Source organism: Streptomyces sp. CRCS-T-1, from assembly GCF_024442335.1.
In the GTDB taxonomy this organism is placed as follows: domain Bacteria; phylum Actinomycetota; class Actinomycetes; order Streptomycetales; family Streptomycetaceae; genus Streptomyces; species Streptomyces koelreuteriae.
This window is the reverse complement of sequence record NZ_CP101651.1, coordinates 1,075,003-1,092,716: the sequence shown is the minus strand read 5'-3', so window position 1 is coordinate 1,092,716 and position 17,714 is coordinate 1,075,003. Positions and strand designations below refer to the sequence as shown.

The 17,714-nt window shown below is 71.4% G+C and carries 15 protein-coding genes; 5 read left to right on the top strand and 10 right to left on the bottom strand.

Features of this window, described 5'->3' with window-relative positions; all coding sequences use genetic code 11:
- The first annotated feature begins 30 nt into the window (after nucleotides 1–30).
- Nucleotides 31–420, top strand: coding sequence for a VOC family protein (locus NNW99_RS04875; protein WP_215117457.1), 390 nt, complete (start codon nucleotides 31–33; stop codon nucleotides 418–420).
- A gap of 117 nt (nucleotides 421–537) precedes the next feature.
- Nucleotides 538–948: a VOC family protein gene (locus NNW99_RS04870; protein WP_215117456.1), complete on the top strand. Its 411-nt coding sequence runs from the start codon at nucleotides 538–540 to the stop codon at nucleotides 946–948.
- Nucleotides 949–1,019: 71 nt separating this feature from the next.
- On the opposite strand, the gene NNW99_RS04865 is transcribed toward NNW99_RS04870, so the two are convergent.
- Nucleotides 1,020–2,378 carry an MFS transporter gene (locus NNW99_RS04865; protein WP_215117455.1) on the bottom strand — a complete coding sequence of 453 codons (1,359 nt, stop codon included), beginning with the start codon at nucleotides 2,376–2,378 and terminating at the stop codon, nucleotides 1,020–1,022.
- A 162-nt stretch (nucleotides 2,379–2,540) separates the two neighbouring features.
- Entirely contained in the window at nucleotides 2,541–3,206 is a 666-nt protein-coding gene (locus tag NNW99_RS04860) for a TetR/AcrR family transcriptional regulator (protein ID WP_215117454.1), read from the bottom strand.
- Nucleotides 3,207–3,348: 142 nt separating this feature from the next.
- On the opposite strand from NNW99_RS04860, the gene NNW99_RS04855 reads away from it, so the two are divergent.
- Nucleotides 3,349–4,224, top strand: a complete 876-nt coding sequence (locus NNW99_RS04855; protein WP_215117453.1) for a shikimate dehydrogenase — start codon at nucleotides 3,349–3,351, stop codon at nucleotides 4,222–4,224.
- Between the two features lie 43 nt (nucleotides 4,225–4,267).
- On the top strand, nucleotides 4,268–6,064 hold the full coding sequence (locus tag NNW99_RS04850) for a bifunctional sugar phosphate isomerase/epimerase/4-hydroxyphenylpyruvate dioxygenase family protein (protein WP_215117452.1): 1,797 nt from the start codon (nucleotides 4,268–4,270) through the stop codon (nucleotides 6,062–6,064).
- Here the strand turns inward: NNW99_RS04850 and NNW99_RS04845 are convergent.
- The 8 genes from NNW99_RS04845 to tkt all read right to left on the bottom strand — a co-directional run bounded on the left by NNW99_RS04845 (nucleotide 6,051) and on the right by tkt (nucleotide 16,582).
- Entirely contained in the window at nucleotides 6,051–7,517 is a 1,467-nt protein-coding gene (locus NNW99_RS04845; RefSeq protein ID WP_215117451.1) for a membrane-associated oxidoreductase, read from the bottom strand. The two genes, NNW99_RS04850 and NNW99_RS04845, sit on opposite strands and share 14 nt — an antisense overlap.
- 69 nt (nucleotides 7,518–7,586) lie before the next feature.
- On the bottom strand, nucleotides 7,587–8,174 hold the full coding sequence (locus NNW99_RS04840; protein WP_215117450.1) for a histidine phosphatase family protein: 588 nt from the start codon (nucleotides 8,172–8,174) through the stop codon (nucleotides 7,587–7,589).
- A 4-nt stretch (nucleotides 8,175–8,178) separates the two neighbouring features.
- Nucleotides 8,179–9,063, bottom strand: coding sequence for a phosphogluconate dehydrogenase (NAD(+)-dependent, decarboxylating) (gene gnd / locus NNW99_RS04835; RefSeq protein WP_215117449.1), 885 nt, complete (start codon nucleotides 9,061–9,063; stop codon nucleotides 8,179–8,181).
- A 1-nt stretch (nucleotide 9,064) separates the two neighbouring features.
- A complete protein-coding gene (gene pgi / locus NNW99_RS04830; RefSeq protein WP_215117448.1) occupies nucleotides 9,065–10,729 on the bottom strand; it encodes a glucose-6-phosphate isomerase in 1,665 nt (554 codons plus the stop codon).
- Nucleotides 10,722–11,657 (bottom strand): glucose-6-phosphate dehydrogenase assembly protein OpcA, encoded by a 936-nt coding sequence (opcA, locus tag NNW99_RS04825; RefSeq protein ID WP_215117447.1) that lies wholly within the window; start codon nucleotides 11,655–11,657, stop codon nucleotides 10,722–10,724. Before opcA ends, pgi begins: the two co-directional genes overlap by 8 nt.
- Complete coding sequence (zwf, locus tag NNW99_RS04820) at nucleotides 11,654–13,345, bottom strand: glucose-6-phosphate dehydrogenase (protein WP_251057706.1); 1,692 nt, start codon at nucleotides 13,343–13,345, stop codon at nucleotides 11,654–11,656. The genes opcA and zwf overlap by 4 nt, the downstream gene beginning before the upstream one ends.
- The gene (gene tal / locus NNW99_RS04815) at nucleotides 13,342–14,487 is read right to left on the bottom strand and encodes a transaldolase (protein WP_215117446.1); all 1,146 of its coding nucleotides are present in this window, start codon (nucleotides 14,485–14,487) and stop codon (nucleotides 13,342–13,344) included. The genes zwf and tal overlap by 4 nt, the downstream gene beginning before the upstream one ends.
- 19 nt (nucleotides 14,488–14,506) lie before the next feature.
- Nucleotides 14,507–16,582 (bottom strand): transketolase, encoded by a 2,076-nt coding sequence (tkt, locus tag NNW99_RS04810; RefSeq protein WP_215117445.1) that lies wholly within the window; start codon nucleotides 16,580–16,582, stop codon nucleotides 14,507–14,509.
- A gap of 157 nt (nucleotides 16,583–16,739) precedes the next feature.
- Between tkt and NNW99_RS04805 the strand changes: the two genes are divergently transcribed.
- Nucleotides 16,740–17,645 (top strand): helix-turn-helix domain-containing protein, encoded by a 906-nt coding sequence (locus NNW99_RS04805; RefSeq protein WP_370869115.1) that lies wholly within the window; start codon nucleotides 16,740–16,742, stop codon nucleotides 17,643–17,645.
- Nucleotides 17,646–17,714 lie beyond the last annotated feature (69 nt).

The following is a 17,714-nucleotide window of genomic DNA, read 5'->3' as shown; positions in this document are numbered from 1 at the left end:
GATCAGGTCCGACACTCCGGAGAGCGCCTCATGAGGATCCACATCACCAGTGTCTTCGTCGACGACCAGGAGAAAGCCCGGAGCTTCTACACCGACGTGCTGGGCTTCGTGAAGAAGCACGACGTCCCGGTGGGGACGGACCGCTGGCTGACCGTGGTCTCGCCGGAGGACCCCGACGGGACCGAGCTGCTCCTGGAGCCCTCGGGCCATCCGGCGGTGCAGCCGTACAAGACGGCGCTGGTCGAGGACGGCATCCCGGCCGCCTCCTTCGCCGTGGACGACGTCACTGCGGAGTACGAGCGGCTGCGCGGACTCGGGGTGCGGTTCACGCAGGACCCCCTGGAGATGGGCCCGCTCACCACCGCGGTCCTGGACGACACCTGCGGCAACCTCATCCAGATCGTGCACACCAAGTCCTGAGGGCCGTGGCCTAGGTCGTTTGGTGCAGGGCGGATGGCCGATGACTCCGTGGGGGTCGGCTTCCTAGGCTGCGAGGCGGCTCGCTGTCGCGGACCGACGCCACGAGAAGAGGTCGCCATGCCCTTGAACGGTCGCAGCCACATCCGTATCGCCCGCCCTTCCCGCGACCTCGCCGCGGCTGAGCGGTTCTGGCGCGAGGGGCTCGGGCTGGACGTGGTGTGGCGGGCCGAGGGCGGGAGCGAACCAGGGGAGCACGATCTGCTGATGCTCGGCTGGCCCGACGCCGACTGGCATCTGGAGCTCGTGCACGAGGCCGCCAGGCCGGTCGAACCCCGCCCCACCGAGGAGGACCTGCTCGTGATCTACGCCGACGGCCCGGTCCCGGACGATCGGATCGCCCGCCTGGAGCAGCACGGCGGCAAGCGGGTGGAATCCCCCAACCCCTACTGGAACGAGTGGGGAGTCACGATCGAGGACCCCGACGGCTATCGGCTCGTGCTGTGCCGCCGAGCCTGGTCCAACAGCTGAACAGGCGACCCGAAGGGGCGCGGGGAACTGCGCGACCAGCCCCCACGCGCCCGCACCCGGCACCCAAGGGGTCAGGCCGTCACCTTCTCCGGCTGAACGGTCCCACCAGCGGCACGCTCACCCAGCTCCTCCGTGGGAACCCGGTTCGTCTCACGCGCGGACAGCGCCCCGATCACCGGCGGCACGCACAGCGCCGCCGTGAACAGCGCCACCGCCGACCAGTCGTCGCCGCCCGGCCCGGCGATCTGCGCGGCGAACGTCACCGCGAAACCGGCCGCGGCGAAACCGATCTGCGTGCCGATGGCCACGCCGGACAGCCGGACCCGGGTCGTGAACATCTCGCCGTAGAAGGCGGGCCAGACACCGTTCGCGGCGCTGTAGACGACGCCGAAGCAGAGGATGCCCGTCAGGAACGTCAGCGGGTAGGAGCCCGTGGAGACGGCCCACAGGTACAGGAACATCGTCACCGCGCTGCCGACCGCTCCGATCAGGAACACCGGGCGGCGGCCGATCCGGTCGGACAGCGTGGCCCACAGCGGGATCGCGGCGAGCGCGACGACATTGGCCAGGGCGCCCACCCACAGCATGGCGGTACGTGACATGCCGACCGCGTCGCTGGTGGCGTAGGCCAGCGCCCACACCGTGAAGATCGTGCTGACGGAGGCGATGAGCGCACACGCGATCACCCGCAGCACATCGGCCCAGTGCTCGCGCAGCAGCACGACCAGCGGCAGTTTGACGACGCCCTCCTCGGAGGCCTGCTGTTCGAAGGCCGGGGTCTCGTCCAGCTTGCGCCGGATGACCCAGCCGACGACGGCGACACCGACGCTCAGCCAGAACGGCACCCGCCAGCCCCAGGACAGCAACTGCTCCTCGGGCATCGCGGCGACCGGGATGAAGACCAGCGTGGCCAGCAGCTGGCCGCCCTGGGTGCCGCTGAGGGTGAAGCTGGTGAAGAAGCCGCGCCGGCCCGGTGGCGCGTGTTCCAGCGTCATGGAGTTGGCGCTGGCCTGCTCGCCCGCCGCCGAGATGCCCTGGAGCACCCGGCACAGCACCAGCAGGACCGGGGCGAGGGTGCCGACCTGGTCCCGGGTCGGCAGACAGCCGATCAGGAACGTCGACAGGCCCATCAGCATCAGCGTGAAGACCATGATCTTCTTACGGCCGAGCTTGTCCCCGAAGTGCCCGAGGACCAGCGCGCCGACCGGGCGGGCGGCGTACGCGACGCCGAACGTGGCCAGCGACAGCAGGGTCGCGGTGGCCGGGTCGGACTCGTCGAAGAACACGGCGGGGAAGATCAGCGCGGCGGCGCTGCCGTAGATGAAGAAGTCGTAGTACTCCAGTGCGCTGCCGATCCAGGCGGCGGTCGCGGCTTTCTGCGGCTGACCGGGTGGGGCTGCGGCCCCTTGGGGCGTGGCGGGGACGGACACGGCGGCTCCTTAGCGGGCTCCACCCTAGGCGGAGTGAGACGAACGGCGAGCAGAGAGGGCGGGCCGGATCGCGGCTAATTAACCCACTGGGTAGTTAGTAGGGGATGGCCAGTGATGCTGCGCCCGCCCGCCGCTGGTGTCAAGAGGTTGCGCGCCGGACGTTCAGCCCGCGGTGCGCTCCGCCGTGAGATACGCGATCACCATGTCGCCGAGCATGGTGCGGTAGTGCGCGCGCTGGGCCCGGTCCAGCAGGTCGCGGCCGAACAGGGCTCCGAAGGTGTGCCGGTTGGAGACCCGGAAGAAGCAGTAGGAGGAGATCATCGCGTGCAGGTCGACGGCGTCGACGTCGGCCGTGAACAGGCCCGACTCCTTGCCCGACGCCAGGATCCGGCGGATCACGTCCAGGGCGGGGGAGCCGATCTTGCCGAGCTTCTCGGAGGCGGCGATGTGCTGCGCCTCGTGGATGTTCTCGATGCTGACCAGGCGGATGAAGTCCGGGTGCTGCTCGTGGTGGTCGAAGGTCACCTCGGCCAGCCGCCGGATCGCCGCCACGGGATCCAGATGGTCGACGTCGAGCTGCTGCTCGGCCTCCCGGATCACGCCGTACGCCCGTTCCAGCACGGAGGTGAAGAGCTGTTCCTTGCCGCCGAAGTAGTAGTAGATCATCCGCTTCGTGGTGCGGGTGCGGGCGGCGATCTCGTCCACCCGGGCCCCGTCGTAGCCGGCCCGGGCGAACTCCTGGGTGGCGACGTCGAGGATCTCGGCCTGGGTGCGGGCGGCGTCACGGATGCGCTCGCCAGGACGTGCCGGTTCTTCGACGCTGGTCATCAGGTTCCTTCGGGCGGAGGGGCCGGTGCCGGTGATTGTAGAAGCAGGGGCCCGTCCGTCTGCGGGGTCTTCCCGGGCCCGTCCTCGGCTGATATAGCTAACGTACTGGTTCGTACATTAGGTAGCTGCTCGGGAGGCCCGTGTGCCCAAGGACTCGTATCTCGTCGGACTGATCGGTTCCGGCATCGGCCCCTCACTCAGTCCGGCGCTGCACGAGCGGGAGGGCGACCGCCAGGGCCTGCGCCTGCTGTACCGGCTCATCGACATCGATCCGCTCGGGGTGCCGCCCGAGGCGGTGGGCGATCTGGTGCGGGCCGCCCGCGACCTGGGCTTCGACGGGCTCAACATCACGCATCCCTGCAAGCAGCTCGTCATCGAGCATCTGGACGCGCTCGCCCCGCAGGCGGAGGCGCTGGGCGCGGTCAACACCGTCGTCTTCGAGGACGGCCGCGCCACCGGCCACAACACGGACGTCACCGGCTTCGCCGCGTCCTTCGCGCGCGGACTGCCCGACGCACCGCTGGAGCGGGTCGTGCAGCTGGGCGCGGGCGGTGCGGGCGCGGCCGTCGCGCACGCCACGCTCACCCTCGGCGCCGAGCGGGTCACCGTCGTCGACGCGCTGCCCGAACGGGCCGCCGCCCTGGCCGGCTCCCTGAACCGCGCCTTCGGTGAGGGCCGTGCGGCCGCCGCGCCCCCGGAACGGCAGGCCGAGCTGCTCGCGCACGCCGACGGCATCGTCCACGCCACGCCCACCGGCATGGCCGCCCACCCCGGCCTGCCCCTGCCGGCCGACCTGCTCCACCCCGGGCTGTGGGTCGCCGAGGTGGTCTACCGCCCGCTGGAGACCGAACTGCTGCGCACCGCCCGCGCGCTGGGCTGCGCCACCCTCGACGGCGGCGGTATGGCCGCCTTCCAGGCCGCCGACGCGTTCCGCCTGTTCACCGGGCGGGAACCCGACGCCGCGCGGATGCTGACGGACCTGACCGAACTGGCCGGGGCCGTCGGGGCACCGAACTAAAGGGCCCGGGTCCGAACGACACGCCCAGAGAAGAGGTACCGACGTGCGTACGTCCATCGCCACCGTCTCCCTCAGCGGATCCCTCACCGGGAAACTCGACGCCGCGGCCCGGGCCGGCTTCGACGGGGTGGAGATCTTCGAGAACGATCTGCTGGCCGGCCACCTCACCCCCGAGGACATCCGCGCCCGCTGCGCCGATCTCGGCCTGAGCATCGACCTCTTCCAGCCCATGCGGGACATCGAGGCCGTGCCCGAGGCCGAGTTCGCCCGGAACCTGCGGCGGGCCCGGCACAAGTTCGAGCTGATGCGCAGGCTCGGCGCCGACACCGTCCTGGTCTGCTCCAGCGTCTCCCCGCAGGCGGTGGACGACGACGCCCTCGCCGCCGAGCAGCTCAGCCGGCTCGCCGACCTCGCGCGGGAGTCCGGCGTCAGGGTGGCCTACGAGGCGCTCGCCTGGGGACGGCACGTCAGCACGTACGACCACGCCTGGCGCATCGTCGAGGCGGCCGGGCATCCGGCGCTCGGCACCTGCCTGGACAGTTTCCACATCCTCTCGCGCGGCTCTGACCCCAAGGGCATCGAGGACATCCCCGGCGAGAAGATCTTCTTCCTCCAGCTCGCCGACGCCCCGCTGCTCGCCATGGACGTCCTCCAGTGGAGCCGCCACTACCGCTGCTTCCCCGGCCAGGGCGGCTTCGACGTCGCGGGCCTGGTGCGGCACGTCCTGAGCACCGGCTACGACGGCCCGCTCTCCCTGGAGGTCTTCAACGACGTCTTCCGCCAGGCCGACGCCGGCCCGACCGCCGTGGACGCCCGGCGTTCCCTGCTGGTCCTCCAGGAGAGCGTCGGCCGGGCCGCCCTGCCCGACCCCGTCGTCCCCACCGGCGTCGCCTTCGCCGAGCTGGTCACGCCCGACGCCGAGCCCCTCACCGCCCTGCTCGGCTCCCTCGGCTTCACCCGCACCGCCCGGCACCGCGGCAAGCCCGTCGCCCTCTGGGAGCAGGGCGAGGCCCGCATCCTCGTCAACACCGGGCCGGCCGTCCGCCGTGACGGCACGCAGCTCGCCGCGATCGGGCTGGAGTCACCCGACCCGGCCGCGGCGGCCCGGCGTGCCGAGGCGCTGCTGGCACCCGTCCTGCCCCGCCGCCGCGGCCCCGAGGACGTCCCGCTGGACGCGGTCGCCGCCCCCGACGGCACGGAACTCTTCTTCTGCGCCACCGGCCGCCCCGGCCTGCCCGACTGGCGGGCCGACTTCGAGGACACCGGCCCGGCCCCCGCCCCCACGGGCATCCGCCGTATCGACCACCTCGCGCTCACGCAGCCCTGGCACCACTTCGACGAGGCGGCCCTCTTCCACCGCGGGGTGCTCGGACTGCACGCCCAGGAGAGCGTCGACGTCGCCGACCCCTACGGACTGCTGCGCAGCCGGGCCGTCACCAACCCCGACGGCAGCGTCCGCATCGCCCTCACCGTCGGCGCCGCGCCCACGGACGACACCGGCCGGGCCCAGCACATCGCCCTCGCCACCGACGACGTGGTCGCCGCGGCCCGCCGCTTCCGCGAGGCCGGCGGTCGGCTGCTGCCCGTCCCCGCGAACTACTACGACGACCTCGCCGCCCGCTTCGAGTTCGCCGACGGCGAGCTGGAGACCTACCGCGACCTCGGCATCCTCTACGACCGCGACGCGCACGGCGTCTTCCGCCACTGCTACACCCGGACCATCGGCCGCGTCTTCTTCGAACTGGTCCAGCGCGACGACGGCTACCGGGGTTACGGCGCCGCCAACGCCCCGGTACGGCTGGCCGCCCAGCACGCGGTGCGGGCCCTCACTGGCGGCTGACGGTCCTGGTGATGCCGGTGACGACCGTGGTGGCGAGGATCCAGCCGGTGAGGACCAGGGCGTAGGACAGCCACTGGTAGCCGTCGGCGGGGGCGAACGCCCCCTCCTGTCCGAAGGAGATCACGGGCAGGAGCAGATCCAGCGTGTAGAACACCGGGTTGAACTGCGGGGCCTCGTCCGTCTTCAGCGGCTGGGGGTGGTGCAGCGCGTAGGCGACGGAGCCGATCACGAGCAGCGACACCAGCCAGCCCGCGGCCCGCAGGGGGCGGAAGCCGTAGCCGACGGTGGCGTCCTGGACATAGCCCCACAGTCGGCCGTACCAGGGGAGGGTGCCGCGGTGGCGGCGCTGCTTGGCGAGCTGGACCTGGCGGGCGGCGTGGTCGTCGCCGATGCGCCGGTAGGCGGCGGTCAACTGCTCGTAGGCGTGCGGGACATAGCCCTCGCCGTCCCGCTCCAGCATCGCGAGCCGGCGTTCGGCGGGCGCGTGCGGGGTGAGGGAGGTGTAGACGAGGCTGTCGAGCAGGACCTCCTCCGGGACCACGTCCGGCTCCAGCCACAGCACGTCCACCTGGGCGCGCCGCAGATTGAGGGTGCCCTCCATGGGCGGGCTCTTGCGCAGCCAGACCTCTCCTATGGTGCAGCTGCTGGCCCGCAGCGCCGCGTCACCGGGGTTCGACAGGCGCGCGTGCGACAGGTCCAGGCGGCCCCCGATCCGGGCGCCGCGCAGGCCGATCCAGCCGTGCACGTCCACGCCGCGCAGCAGGACGTCGCCCTCCACCGCGGCCAGCTCCGCGTCGAGGACGACCTCGCCCCTGCCGCCTTCCAGCCGGGCCTGGCCCAGGTCGACGGACCCGGCGACCGACGCGCCCGTCAGACGCACCCCGCCCAGCGCCCGCAGGCCCGCCGCCGACAGGCCGTCCCCGACGGTCACATGGTTGAGCTGGAGCGCCGGCTGACCGGCGGACCGTGCGCCGATGTCGGCGCGGTCCAGGAACAGCGCCCCGGCGATCTGCGCGCCGCCGAGCCGCACGGGCCCGTCGAACAGACAGTCCGACATGCGCAGGACGCCGTCCACCCGCAGGGTTGCGGCGTCCAGGCCGGGCAGGACGGAGTCGCGCAGGTTCAGCTGGCGCAGACGCGCCGCGTACAGCACGGGGACGTTCTCGAAGTAGCAGTGACTCAGGCGCACGGCGTGATCGATTTCGCTGTACTTGAGGTCGAGCACCCCGGTGATCCGCGCACCCCCGAGCCTGAGGGTGGCCGTCTCGCCGTCCTCCTGCGGAGCGCTCAGCAGCAGGGCCCGCAACACGGCCGCGCGTACGGTCCGTTCGGGCCCCCAGTCCGCGCCCCGCTCCGGATCCTCGTCCGCCGACTCACGGAAGTCCACGTCCTGGCCACGCGCGAAGGCACGCCACACCCGCTCCTCGGCGGATGTCATATTGTCGATCTCCATCAGCGGGGACTCTGACGTCCCGGCCGGGGGCTGTCAACCCAGCGTCAACTCACCCCCGGCCGACGTCCGTTACGCCCGCGCGTTCCACTCCGCGATCACGGGCCGTCCGTGCTCGGTCGACAGCCGGCTGACCGTGCCCGTCTCCAGCCGGAACAGGCGTCCCTCCGCCGCTGTCAGGCCCAGGCGGCGGGCCGTCAGGGCGCGAAGGAAGTGGCCGTGGGCCACCAGCATCACATCGCCCTCGGGCAGCGCCCCCGCCACCCGGGACAGCACCCGGTCGGCGCGCACGCCGACCTCCTTTGGGGACTCGCCCGGCGCGCCGTCGGCACCGGCCGGGCCCCCGTCGGTCCACAGGTCCCAGTCCGGGCGGGTGCGGTGTATCTCGTCGCTCGTGACGCCCTCGTAGGCGCCGTAGTACCACTCGTGCAGGTCCGGGTCCCGCACGGCCCCCGTCAGGCCCGCGAGTTCGGCGGTGCGCACCGCGCGGGTGAGGGGGCTCGTGAGGACCAGCGCGAAGGGGCGGCCCGCCAGCAGCGGAACCAGCGACTTGGCCTGTTCCTCACCGCGCGCGGTGAGGGGCAGGTCGGTGAAGCTGGTGTGCTGTCCGCTCCGGCTCCACTCCGTCTCGCCGTGACGGACCATCAGCAGATCGCCCACGGTGCTACGCCTTCTTCACGGACTCGACGGCGTGGCCGCCGAACTGGTTGCGCAGTGCCGCGATCATCTTCATCTGCGGCGAGTCGTCCTGACGGGAGGCGAACCGGGAGAAGAGGGAGGCGGTGATCGCGGGCAGCGGGACGGAGTTGTCGATCGCGGCCTCCACGGTCCAGCGTCCCTCGCCGGAGTCCTGGGCATAGCCCCGGAGCTCCTCCAGGTGCTCGTCCTCGTCCAGGGCGTCCACCGCCAGATCCAGCAGCCAGGAGCGGATGACGGTGCCCTCCTGCCAGGAGCGGAACACCTCGCGGACGTTGTCCACCGAGTCCACGGCCTCCAGCAGCTCCCAGCCCTCGGCGTAGGCTTGCATCATCGCGTACTCGATGCCGTTGTGGACCATCTTCGCGAAGTGCCCGGCGCCCACCTTGCCCGCGTGGACGAAGCCGTACGGACCCTCCGGCTTGAGCGCCTCGAAGATCGGCCGCAGCGGGTCGACGTACTCCTTCTCGCCGCCGACCATCAGGGCGTAGCCGTTCTTCAGGCCCCACACGCCGCCGGAGACACCGGCGTCGACGAAGCCGATGCCGCGCTTGCCCAGCTCCTCGGCGTGCTTCTCGTCGTCCGTCCAGCGGGAGTTGCCGCCGTCGACGACCGTGTCGTACGGCTTGAGGAGGCCCGCGAGCTGGTCGATGACGTGCTGGGTGGCGTCGCCGGCCGGGACCATGACCCAGACCGTGCGCGGCGCGTCGAGCTGGTTGACGAGGTCGGCCAGGCTGTCGGCGTCCGACTTCTCGGGGTTGGTGTCGTAGCCGATGACGGTGTGGCCGGCGTTGCGCAGGCGCTCGCGCATGTTGCCGCCCATCTTGCCGAGACCCACAAGTCCGATCTGCATGTCAGTTCACTTCCCGAAGATTGCGGTAGGCGGCCACCAGCGCGGCCGTGGACGGGTCGAGACCGGGGACATCGGCGCCCTCGGTCAGGGCGGGCTCGACGCGCTTGGCGAGGACCTTGCCGAGCTCGACGCCCCACTGGTCGAAGGAGTCGATGTTCCACACCGCGCCCTGCACGAACACCTTGTGCTCGTAGAGGGCGACCAGCTGGCCGAGGACCGACGGGGTCAGTTCGCCGGCCAGGATCGTCGTGGTCGGGTGGTTGCCCCGGAAGGTGCGGTGCGGCACCTGCTCCTCGGGCACGCCCTCGGCCCGCACCTCCTCGGCGGTCTTGCCGAAGGCGAGCGCCTGCCCCTGCGCGAACAGATTGGCCATCAGCAGGTCGTGCTGTGCCTTCAGTCCGTCGCTCAGTTCGGCGACGGGCCGGGCGAAGCCGATGAAGTCCGCCGGGATGAGCTTGGTGCCCTGGTGGATGAGCTGGTAGTAGGCGTGCTGCCCGTTGGTGCCGGGCGTGCCCCACACCACCGGCCCCGTCTGCCACCGCACGGGCCGGCCCTCGCGGTCCACCGACTTGCCGTTGGACTCCATGTCGAGCTGCTGGAGGTAGGCGGTGAACTTGGACAGGTAGTGGCTGTAGGGCAGCACCGCGTGCGACTGGGCGTCGTGGAAGTTGCCGTACCAGATGCCGAGCAGGCCCAGCAGCAGCGGGGCGTTGGCCTCGGCGGGGGCGTTGCGGAAGTGCTCGTCGACGATGCGGAAGCCGTCGAGCATCTCCCGGAAGCGGTCCGGGCCGATGGCGATCATCAGGGACAGGCCGATCGCGGAGTCGTACGAGTAGCGGCCGCCGACCCAGTCCCAGAACTCGAACATGTTGTCGACGTCGATGCCGAACCCGGCGACCTTCTCGGAGTTCGTCGAGAGCGCCACGAAGTGCTTCGCGACCGCCTTCTCGTCGCCGCCCAGGCCCTTGAGCAGCCAGGAGCGCGCCGAGGTCGCGTTGGTGATCGTCTCGATGGTGGTGAAGGTCTTGGACGCGACGATGAACAGCGTCTCCGCCGGGTCCAGGTCGCGCACGGCCTCGTGGAGGTCGGAGCCGTCCACGTTCGACACGAAGCGGAACGTCAGCTCCCGGTCGGTGAACGGCCGCAGCGCCTCGTACGCCATCGCCGGGCCCAGGTCGGAGCCGCCGATGCCGATGTTGACGACGTTGCGGATGCGCTTGCCGGTGTGGCCGGTCCACTCCCCGGAGCGGACGCGGTCGGCGAAGCCGGCCATCTTGTCCAGCACCGCGTGCACACCCGGGACGACGTTCTCGCCGTCGACCTCGACCACCGCGTCCCGCGGGGCGCGCAGCGCGGTGTGCAGCACGGCACGGTCCTCGGTGACGTTGATCCGCTCGCCGCGGAACATCGCGTCGCGCAGCCCGAACACGTCGGTGGCGGCGGCCAGCTCCTGGAGCAGGGCCAGCGTCTCGTCGGTGACCAGGTGCTTGGAGTAGTCGATGCGCAGATCGCCCACGCGGACGACGTAGCGCTCGGCGCGCCCCGGGTCGGCCGCGAACAGCTCACGCAGGTCGGGCTGCGGCAGGGCGTCCTTGCGGTGGTCCTCCAGGGCGGTCCACTCGGGCCGCCGGGTGAGCTCGGGGGAGCCGGAGGGGGAGTCAGACATGAGCGGGGGTCTCCTCGGTTGCCTCGCCGTTCAGGGCGATGGCGTACATCTCGTCGGCGTCGAGGCGCCTGAGCTCCTCGGCGATGAGTTCGGAGGTGGCACGGACCTTCAGTGCCAGGGTGCGGGAGGGCTGGCCCGGCAGGGTCAGCGTGGCCAGCGGGCCCTCGGGGCGGTCGATGACGATCTCGCCGTTCTCGGTGCCCAGACGCACGGCCGTGACGACCGGCCCGGCGGTGACCACCCGGTCGACCGAGACGTGCAGCCGGGCCTCCAGCCAGCGGGCCAGCAGCTCGGCGGCCGGGTTCTCGGCCTCGGCCTCCACGGCCGCCGAGGTGATCCGCGCCCGGGCCTGGTCCAGCGCCGCCGCCAGCATCGAACGCCAGGGCGTCAGCCGGGTCCAGGCGAGGTCGGTGTCGCCGGGCGCGTAGGAGCGGACCCGGGCCCGCAGCGTCTCCAGGGGGTTCTCCACGGCGTACAGGTCGGTGATCCGCCGCTGGGCCAGCGCCCCCAGCGGGTCCTTGGAGGGCACCTCGGGGGCGTCCACCGGCCACCACACCACCACCGGCGCGTCCGGCAGCAGCAGCGGCAGCACCACCGAGTCGGCGTGGTCGGACACCTCGCCGTAGGTCCGCAGGATCACCGTCTCGCCGGTGCCCGCGTCGGCGCCCACCCGGACCTCGGCGTCCAGCCGGGAGGACTGGCGGTCGCGCGGGGTGCGGGCGTGCCGCTTGATGACGACCAGGGTGCGCGAGGGGTGCTCGTGCGACGCCTCCTCGGCCGCCTTGATCGCGTCGTAGGCGTTCTCCTCGTCCGTGACGATCACCATCGTCAGGACCATGCCCACGGCGGGAGTGCCGATGGCCCGGCGCCCCTGCACCAGCGCCTTGTTGATCTTGCTTGCCGTGGTGTCGGTCAGGTCGATCTTCATGGCCTGCGCCAGCTCCGTCCGTCTCGTGCGAGCATCTCGTCGGCTTCCGCGGGTCCCCAGCTCCCCGAGGCGTACTGCGCCGGCCTGCCGTGCGTGGCCCAGTAGCGCTCGATCGGGTCGAGGATCTTCCAGGACTCTTCCACTTCCTGGTGACGGGGGAACAGATTGGCGTCGCCCAGGAGGACGTCAAGGATCAGCCGTTCGTACGCCTCCGGGCTCGATTCGGTGAACGACTCGCCGTAGGCGAAGTCCATCGTCACGTCCCGGATCTCCATCGACGTACCCGGCACCTTGGATCCGAACCGGACCGTCATGCCCTCGTCCGGCTGTACGCGGATGACGATCGCGTTGGCGCCGAGCTCCTCGGTCGCGGTGGAGTCGAACGGGGAGTGCGGGGCCCGCTGGAACACCACGGCGATCTCCGTCACCCGGCGGCCGAGCCGCTTGCCGGTGCGCAGGTAGAACGGGACGCCCGCCCAGCGGCGGTTGTCCACCTGGAGCCTGATCGCGGCGTAGGTGTCGGTCTTCGACGAGGCGTCGATGCCGTCCTCGTCCAGATAGCCGCCGACCTTCGCGCCGCCCTGCCAGGCCGCCGCGTACTGCCCGCGCACGGTGTTCTTCCCGAGGTCCTCCGGCAACTGCACGGCCCGCAGCACCTTGAGCTTCTCGGTGAGCAGCGACGCCGCGTCGAAGGCGGCCGGCTCCTCCATCGCGGTGAGCGCCATCAGCTGGAGCAGATGGTTCTGGATGACGTCACGGGCGGCGCCGATCCCGTCGTAGTACCCCGCGCGGCCGCCGATGCCGATGTCCTCGGCCATGGTGATCTGCACATGGTCGACGTACGACCGGTTCCAGATCGGTTCGAACATCTGGTTGGCGAAGCGCAGCGCCAGGATGTTCTGGACGGTCTCCTTGCCCAGGTAGTGGTCGATCCGGAAGACCTGCTCCGGGTCGAACACGTCGTGCACGATCGTGTTCAGCTCCTCGGCCGACTCCAGATCGTGCCCGAACGGCTTTTCGATGACCGCGCGGCGCCAGGAGCCGTCGGGGGCGTTCGCCAGCCCGTGCTTCTTGAGCTGCTGGGCGACCTTCGGGAAGAACTTCGGCGGCACCGAGAGGTAGAAGGCGTAGTTGCCGCTGGTGCCCCGGGAGGCGTCCAGCTCCTCGACGGCGGAGCGCAGCTGCTTGAACGCCATGTCGTCGTCGAAGTCGCCCGGGATGAACCGCATGCCCTCGGAGAGCTGCTGCCAGACCTCCTCGCGGAACGGGGTCCGGGCGTGCTCACGGACCGCGTCGTGCACCACCTGCGCGAAGTCCTGGTCCTCCCAGTCCCGGCGGGCGAAGCCCACCAGCGAGAAGCCCGGCGGCAGCAGACCGCGGTTGGCCAGGTCGTACACGGCCGGCATCAGCTTCTTGCGGGACAGGTCGCCGGTCACGCCGAAGATGACGAGCCCGGACGGGCCCGCGATCCTCGGCAGTCGGCGGTCGCGCGCGTCGCGCAGAGGGTTGACGAAGTCGGCCTCGGTGAACTCCGTGGGCGGGACGACGGCCCGGGCCGCGCCGTCCACCCCGGTCGGCTCGACCCCGGCCGCCTCCTGGGCCGCCACGGCCTCCTTCTCCTCCTTGGTCCCCTTGGTCTCCTGTTCGGCCGTCTGGGGGATGGCCGTCTGGGGGATGCCCTCGCTCATTCCGCGTCAACTCCCTTGTCGTTCAAGGACTTGGTGACCGCGTCCAGCAGGTCCTGCCAGGCCACCTCGAACTTGGCCACGCCCTCGTTCTCCAGTTGCCGCACCACCTCGTCGTACCCGATGCCGAGCCGCTCGACGGCCGCCAGGTCGGCGCGGGCCTGGGCATAACCGCCGGTGACCGTGTCGCCCTGGACGTCACCGTGGTCGGCGACGGCGTTCAGCGTGGCCTCCGGCATGGTGTTGACCGTGCCGGGGGCGACCAGATCGTCCACGTACAGGGTGTCCTTGTATGCCGGGTCCTTCACACCGGTGGAGGCCCAAAGGGGGCGCTGCCGGTTCGCGCGGGCCCCGCCCAGCGCCTGCCAGCGGGCCCCGGCGAATACCTGCTCGTACGCCTCGTAGGCGAGCCGCGCGTTGGCCAGGGCCGCCCGGCCCTTCAGCGCGAGGGCCTCGTCCGTGCCCAGCAGCGTCAGCCGCTTGTCGATCTCGGAGTCGACGCGGGAGACGAAGAAGGAGGCCACCGAGTGGATGTCCGACAGGTCGAGACCGGCCGCCTGGGCCTTCTCCAGGCCGGCGACATAGGCGTCCATGACCTCGCGGTAGCGCTCCAGCGAGAAGATCAGCGTCACGTTCACGCTGATGCCCGCGCCGATCACCTCGGTGATGGCCGGCAGGCCGGCCTGCGTCGCCGGGATCTTGATCATCACGTTCGGGCGGTCCACCAGCCAGGCCAGCTGACGGGCCTCGGCGACGGTCGCCGTGGTGTCGTGGGCGAGGCGCGGGTCGACCTCGATGGAGACCCGGCCGTCCCGCCCGCCGGTGGCGTCGTACACCGGCCGCAGGATGTCGGCGGCGGAGCGGACGTCGGCGGTGGTCATCATCCGGACGGCCTCGTCGACCGTGACGCCCCGCACCGCCAGGTCGGCGAGCTGCGCCTCGTAGCCCTCGCCCGAACCGATGGCGGCCTGGAAGATGGACGGGTTGGTGGTGACGCCGACGACGTTCCTCGTGGCGACGAGCTCGGCCAGGTTGCCGGACTCGATCCGCCGGCGCGACAGGTCGTCGAGCCAGATCGACACGCCCTCGTCGGAGAGGCGCTTGAGTGCTCCCGCGCTCGCGGTCGCTTCGCTCACAGTGATCATCTTCTTTCGGGCGTTCGGGTCAGCCACGCGCGGCGGCGAGGGACTCGCGGGCCGCGGCGGCGACGTTCTCGGAGGTGAAGCCGAACTCGGCGAACAGGGTTCCGGCGTCGGCGGAGGCGCCGAAGTGCTCCAGGGAGACGATGCGTCCCGCGTCCCCCACGAACCGGTGCCAGGTCAGGCCGATCCCGGCCTCGACCGCGACCCGGGCCTTCACGGACGGCGGCAGCACCCGCTCGCGGTACTCGCGCGGCTGCTCCTCGAACCACTCCACCGACGGCATCGACACCACCCGGGTGCCTACCCCCTCGGCCTCCAGGGCCTCACGGGCGGCGACGGCGAGCTGCACCTCGGAGCCCGTGGCGACGATCACCACGTCCGGCACCTCGGTCGAGGAGTCGGCCAGGACGTAGCCGCCGCGCGCCGCGTCCGGGTTCGGCGCATACGTGGGCACGCCCTGGCGGGTGAGTGCGAGGCCGTGCGGGGCGGGATCGGTGGTGTGCCGCCTGAGGATCTCGGCCCAGACGGTCGCGGTCTCGTTCGCGTCGGCCGGGCGTACGACGTTCAGGCCCGGGATGGCCCGCAGCGCGGCCAGGTGCTCGACCGGCTGGTGGGTCGGGCCGTCCTCGCCCAGACCGACCGAGTCGTGCGTCCACACGTAGGTCACCGGGAGCTGCATCAGGGCCGACATCCGCACCGCGTTGCGCATGTAGTCGGAGAACACCAGGAAGGTGCCGCCGTAGATCCGGGTGTTGCCGTGCAGGGCGATGCCGTTCATCTCCGCGGCCATGGAGAACTCGCGGATGCCGAAGTGGATCGTCCGGCCGTACGGGTCGGCCTCCGGCAGCGGGTTGCCCTTCGGGAGGAACGACGACGTCTTGTCGATGGTGGTGTTGTTCGAACCGGCCAGGTCGGCCGAGCCGCCCCACAGCTCGGGGACGACCGCGCCGAGCGACTGGAGGACCTTGCCGGACGCGGCACGGGTGGCGACCGCCTTGCCCGGCTCGAACACCGGCAGGGCGTCCTCCCAGCCCTCGGGCAGCTCGCCCTTGCTGACGCGGTCGAAGGTGACGGCCCGCTCGGGGTTGTCACCGCGCCAGGCGGCGATCCGCTTGTCCCAGGCGGTACGCGCCTCGGCGCCCCGGTCCAGGGCTCCGCGGGTGTGGGCCAGCACCTCGTCGGCGACCTCGAAGGTCTGCTCCGGGTCGAAGCCGAGGAGGCGCTTGGTGGCGGCGACCTCGTCCTCGCCGAGCGCCGAGCCGTGGGAGGCCTCGGTGTTGCGGGCGTTGGGGGCGGGCCAGGCGATGATCGTGCGCATCGCGATGATCGAGGGGCGCCCGGTCTCGGCCTGAGCCGCCCTCAGGGCCGTGTGCAGCGCCCGTACGTCGACGTCGCCGTCCTCCTGCGGCTCGATCCGCTGCACATGCCAGCCGTAGGCCTCGTACCGCTTCAGCACGTCCTCGGAGAAGGCGGTCGCGGTGTCGCCCTCGATGGAGATGTGGTTGTCGTCGTAGAGGAAGACCAGGTTGCCGAGCTTCTGGTGCCCGGCGAGGGAGGAGGCCTCGGCGGAGACGCCCTCCTGGAGGTCGCCGTCGGAGACGATCGCCCAGACGGTGTGGTCGAAGGGGGACTCGCCCTCGGGGGCCTCCGGGTCGAACAGGCCGCGCTCGTAACGGGCCGCCATCGCCATGCCGACCGCGTTCGCGACGCCCTGGCCGAGCGGGCCGGTCGTGGTCTCCACGCCCGCGGTGTGCCCGTACTCGGGGTGGCCCGGCGTCTTCGAGCCGTGCGTGCGGAACGCCTTCAGGTCGTCCAGCCCCAGCTCGTAGCCCGCGAGGTACAGCTGCGTGTACAGCGTCAGCGAGGTGTGGCCGGGGGACAGGACGAAGCGATCACGGCCGGCCCACTCCGGGTCGGCGGGGTCGTGCCGCATCACCTTCTGAAAGATCGTGTAGGCGGCCGGCGCGAGGCTCATCGCGGTGCCGGGGTGGCCGTTGCCGACGCGCTGGACGGCGTCCGCCGCCAGAACACGGGCGGTGTCGACGGCACGCCGGTCGAGTTCGGTCCATTCGAAGCGGTCCGCTGTCTGCGTGCTCATCTTCAAGAAGTCCTCGATAGGAGCGAAGTGGCTGGTCTGACGTGTTCAAAATTAAAAGTCTGACTTTTTCGACGGAAGGTCGCCGTGTGCCAGGGTGTGGTGAAAGTGGGACACCCGGAGGCGGCGCGGGGCGCGAACGGGGCGGCGCGAGGCGGACATGGCGGACAGGGCAGACATGGTGGGCAGAACCATCGAGGACGGCGACGGGATCAGAACGTTCCCCTTTCCGGTCGAGCTGAGCGTCGGCGGTGTCGGCATGCAGGTCGGCCCCATGGGCACCGGCCGCACCTGGCACGCCGACGCGCCGCTGGAGCGCGTGCACCGCATCGACTTCCATGTCGTGATGCTGTTCGCCGAGGGCCCGGTCCGGCACATGGTCGACTTCACCGAACACGAGGCCGGGGCCGGTGACCTGCTGTGGATCCGCCCGGGGCAGGTCCACCGCTTCTCGCGGACGAGCGAGTACCGCGGAACGGTGCTCACCATGCAGCCGGGCTTCCTGCCCCGCGCGACTGTCGAGGCCACCGGCCTGTACCGCTACGACCTGCCGCCGCTGCTGTGTCCCGACCCGGCCGAACTCGCCGGACTGCGCGCCGCGCTCGACCACCTGCGACGCGAGTACGAGGACACCGCCACCCTGCCGCTCAGCCTGCACACCGCCGTCCTGCGCCACTCGCTGACGGCGTTTCTGCTGCGGCTCGCCCATCTCGCCGCGAGTTCGGCGGAGTCGGTACGCCGGCGGTCGGACTCCACCTTCACCCTCTTCCGGGACGCCGTGGAGCGGGACTTCGCCACCAACCACAGCGTCAGCGCCTACGCCGACGCCCTCGGCTACTCCCGCCGCACCCTGGTCCGCGCGGTCCGCGCCGCCACCGGCGACACCCCCAAGGCCTTCATCGACAAGCGCGTCGTGCTGGAGGCCAAGCGGCTCCTCGCCCACACCGACCTGCCGATCGGCCGGGTCGGCGCGGCGGTCGGCTTCCCCGACGCCGCCAACTTCTCCAAGTTCTTCCACCAGCACACGGACCAGACCCCGGCGGCGTTCCGGGCGGATCTGCGCTGAGGGCGAGCAGCTGAGGGCGAGCAAGGCAAAAGGGGCTCCACGCGCGCGTGGAGCCCCTGCCGAGAATCG

Coding starts and splice junctions, on each gene's coding strand:
- pgi (WP_215117448.1), bottom strand. CDS start 10,729: ATGTCTGACTCCCCCTCCGGCTCCCCCGAGCTCACCCGGCGGCCCGAG.
- tal (WP_215117446.1), bottom strand. CDS start 14,487: ATGATCACTGTGAGCGAAGCGACCGCGAGCGCGGGAGCACTCAAGCGC.
- NNW99_RS04870 (WP_215117456.1), top strand. CDS start 538: ATGCCCTTGAACGGTCGCAGCCACATCCGTATCGCCCGCCCTTCCCGC.
- NNW99_RS04875 (WP_215117457.1), top strand. CDS start 31: ATGAGGATCCACATCACCAGTGTCTTCGTCGACGACCAGGAGAAAGCC.
- NNW99_RS04805 (WP_370869115.1), top strand. CDS start 16,740: ATGGCGGACAGGGCAGACATGGTGGGCAGAACCATCGAGGACGGCGAC.
- gnd (WP_215117449.1), bottom strand. CDS start 9,063: ATGCAGATCGGACTTGTGGGTCTCGGCAAGATGGGCGGCAACATGCGC.
- NNW99_RS04845 (WP_215117451.1), bottom strand. CDS start 7,517: ATGGAGATCGACAATATGACATCCGCCGAGGAGCGGGTGTGGCGTGCC.
- NNW99_RS04860 (WP_215117454.1), bottom strand. CDS start 3,206: ATGACCAGCGTCGAAGAACCGGCACGTCCTGGCGAGCGCATCCGTGAC.
- tkt (WP_215117445.1), bottom strand. CDS start 16,582: ATGAGCACGCAGACAGCGGACCGCTTCGAATGGACCGAACTCGACCGG.
- opcA (WP_215117447.1), bottom strand. CDS start 11,657: ATGAAGATCGACCTGACCGACACCACGGCAAGCAAGATCAACAAGGCG.
- zwf (WP_251057706.1), bottom strand. CDS start 13,345: ATGAGCGAGGGCATCCCCCAGACGGCCATCCCCCAGACGGCCGAACAG.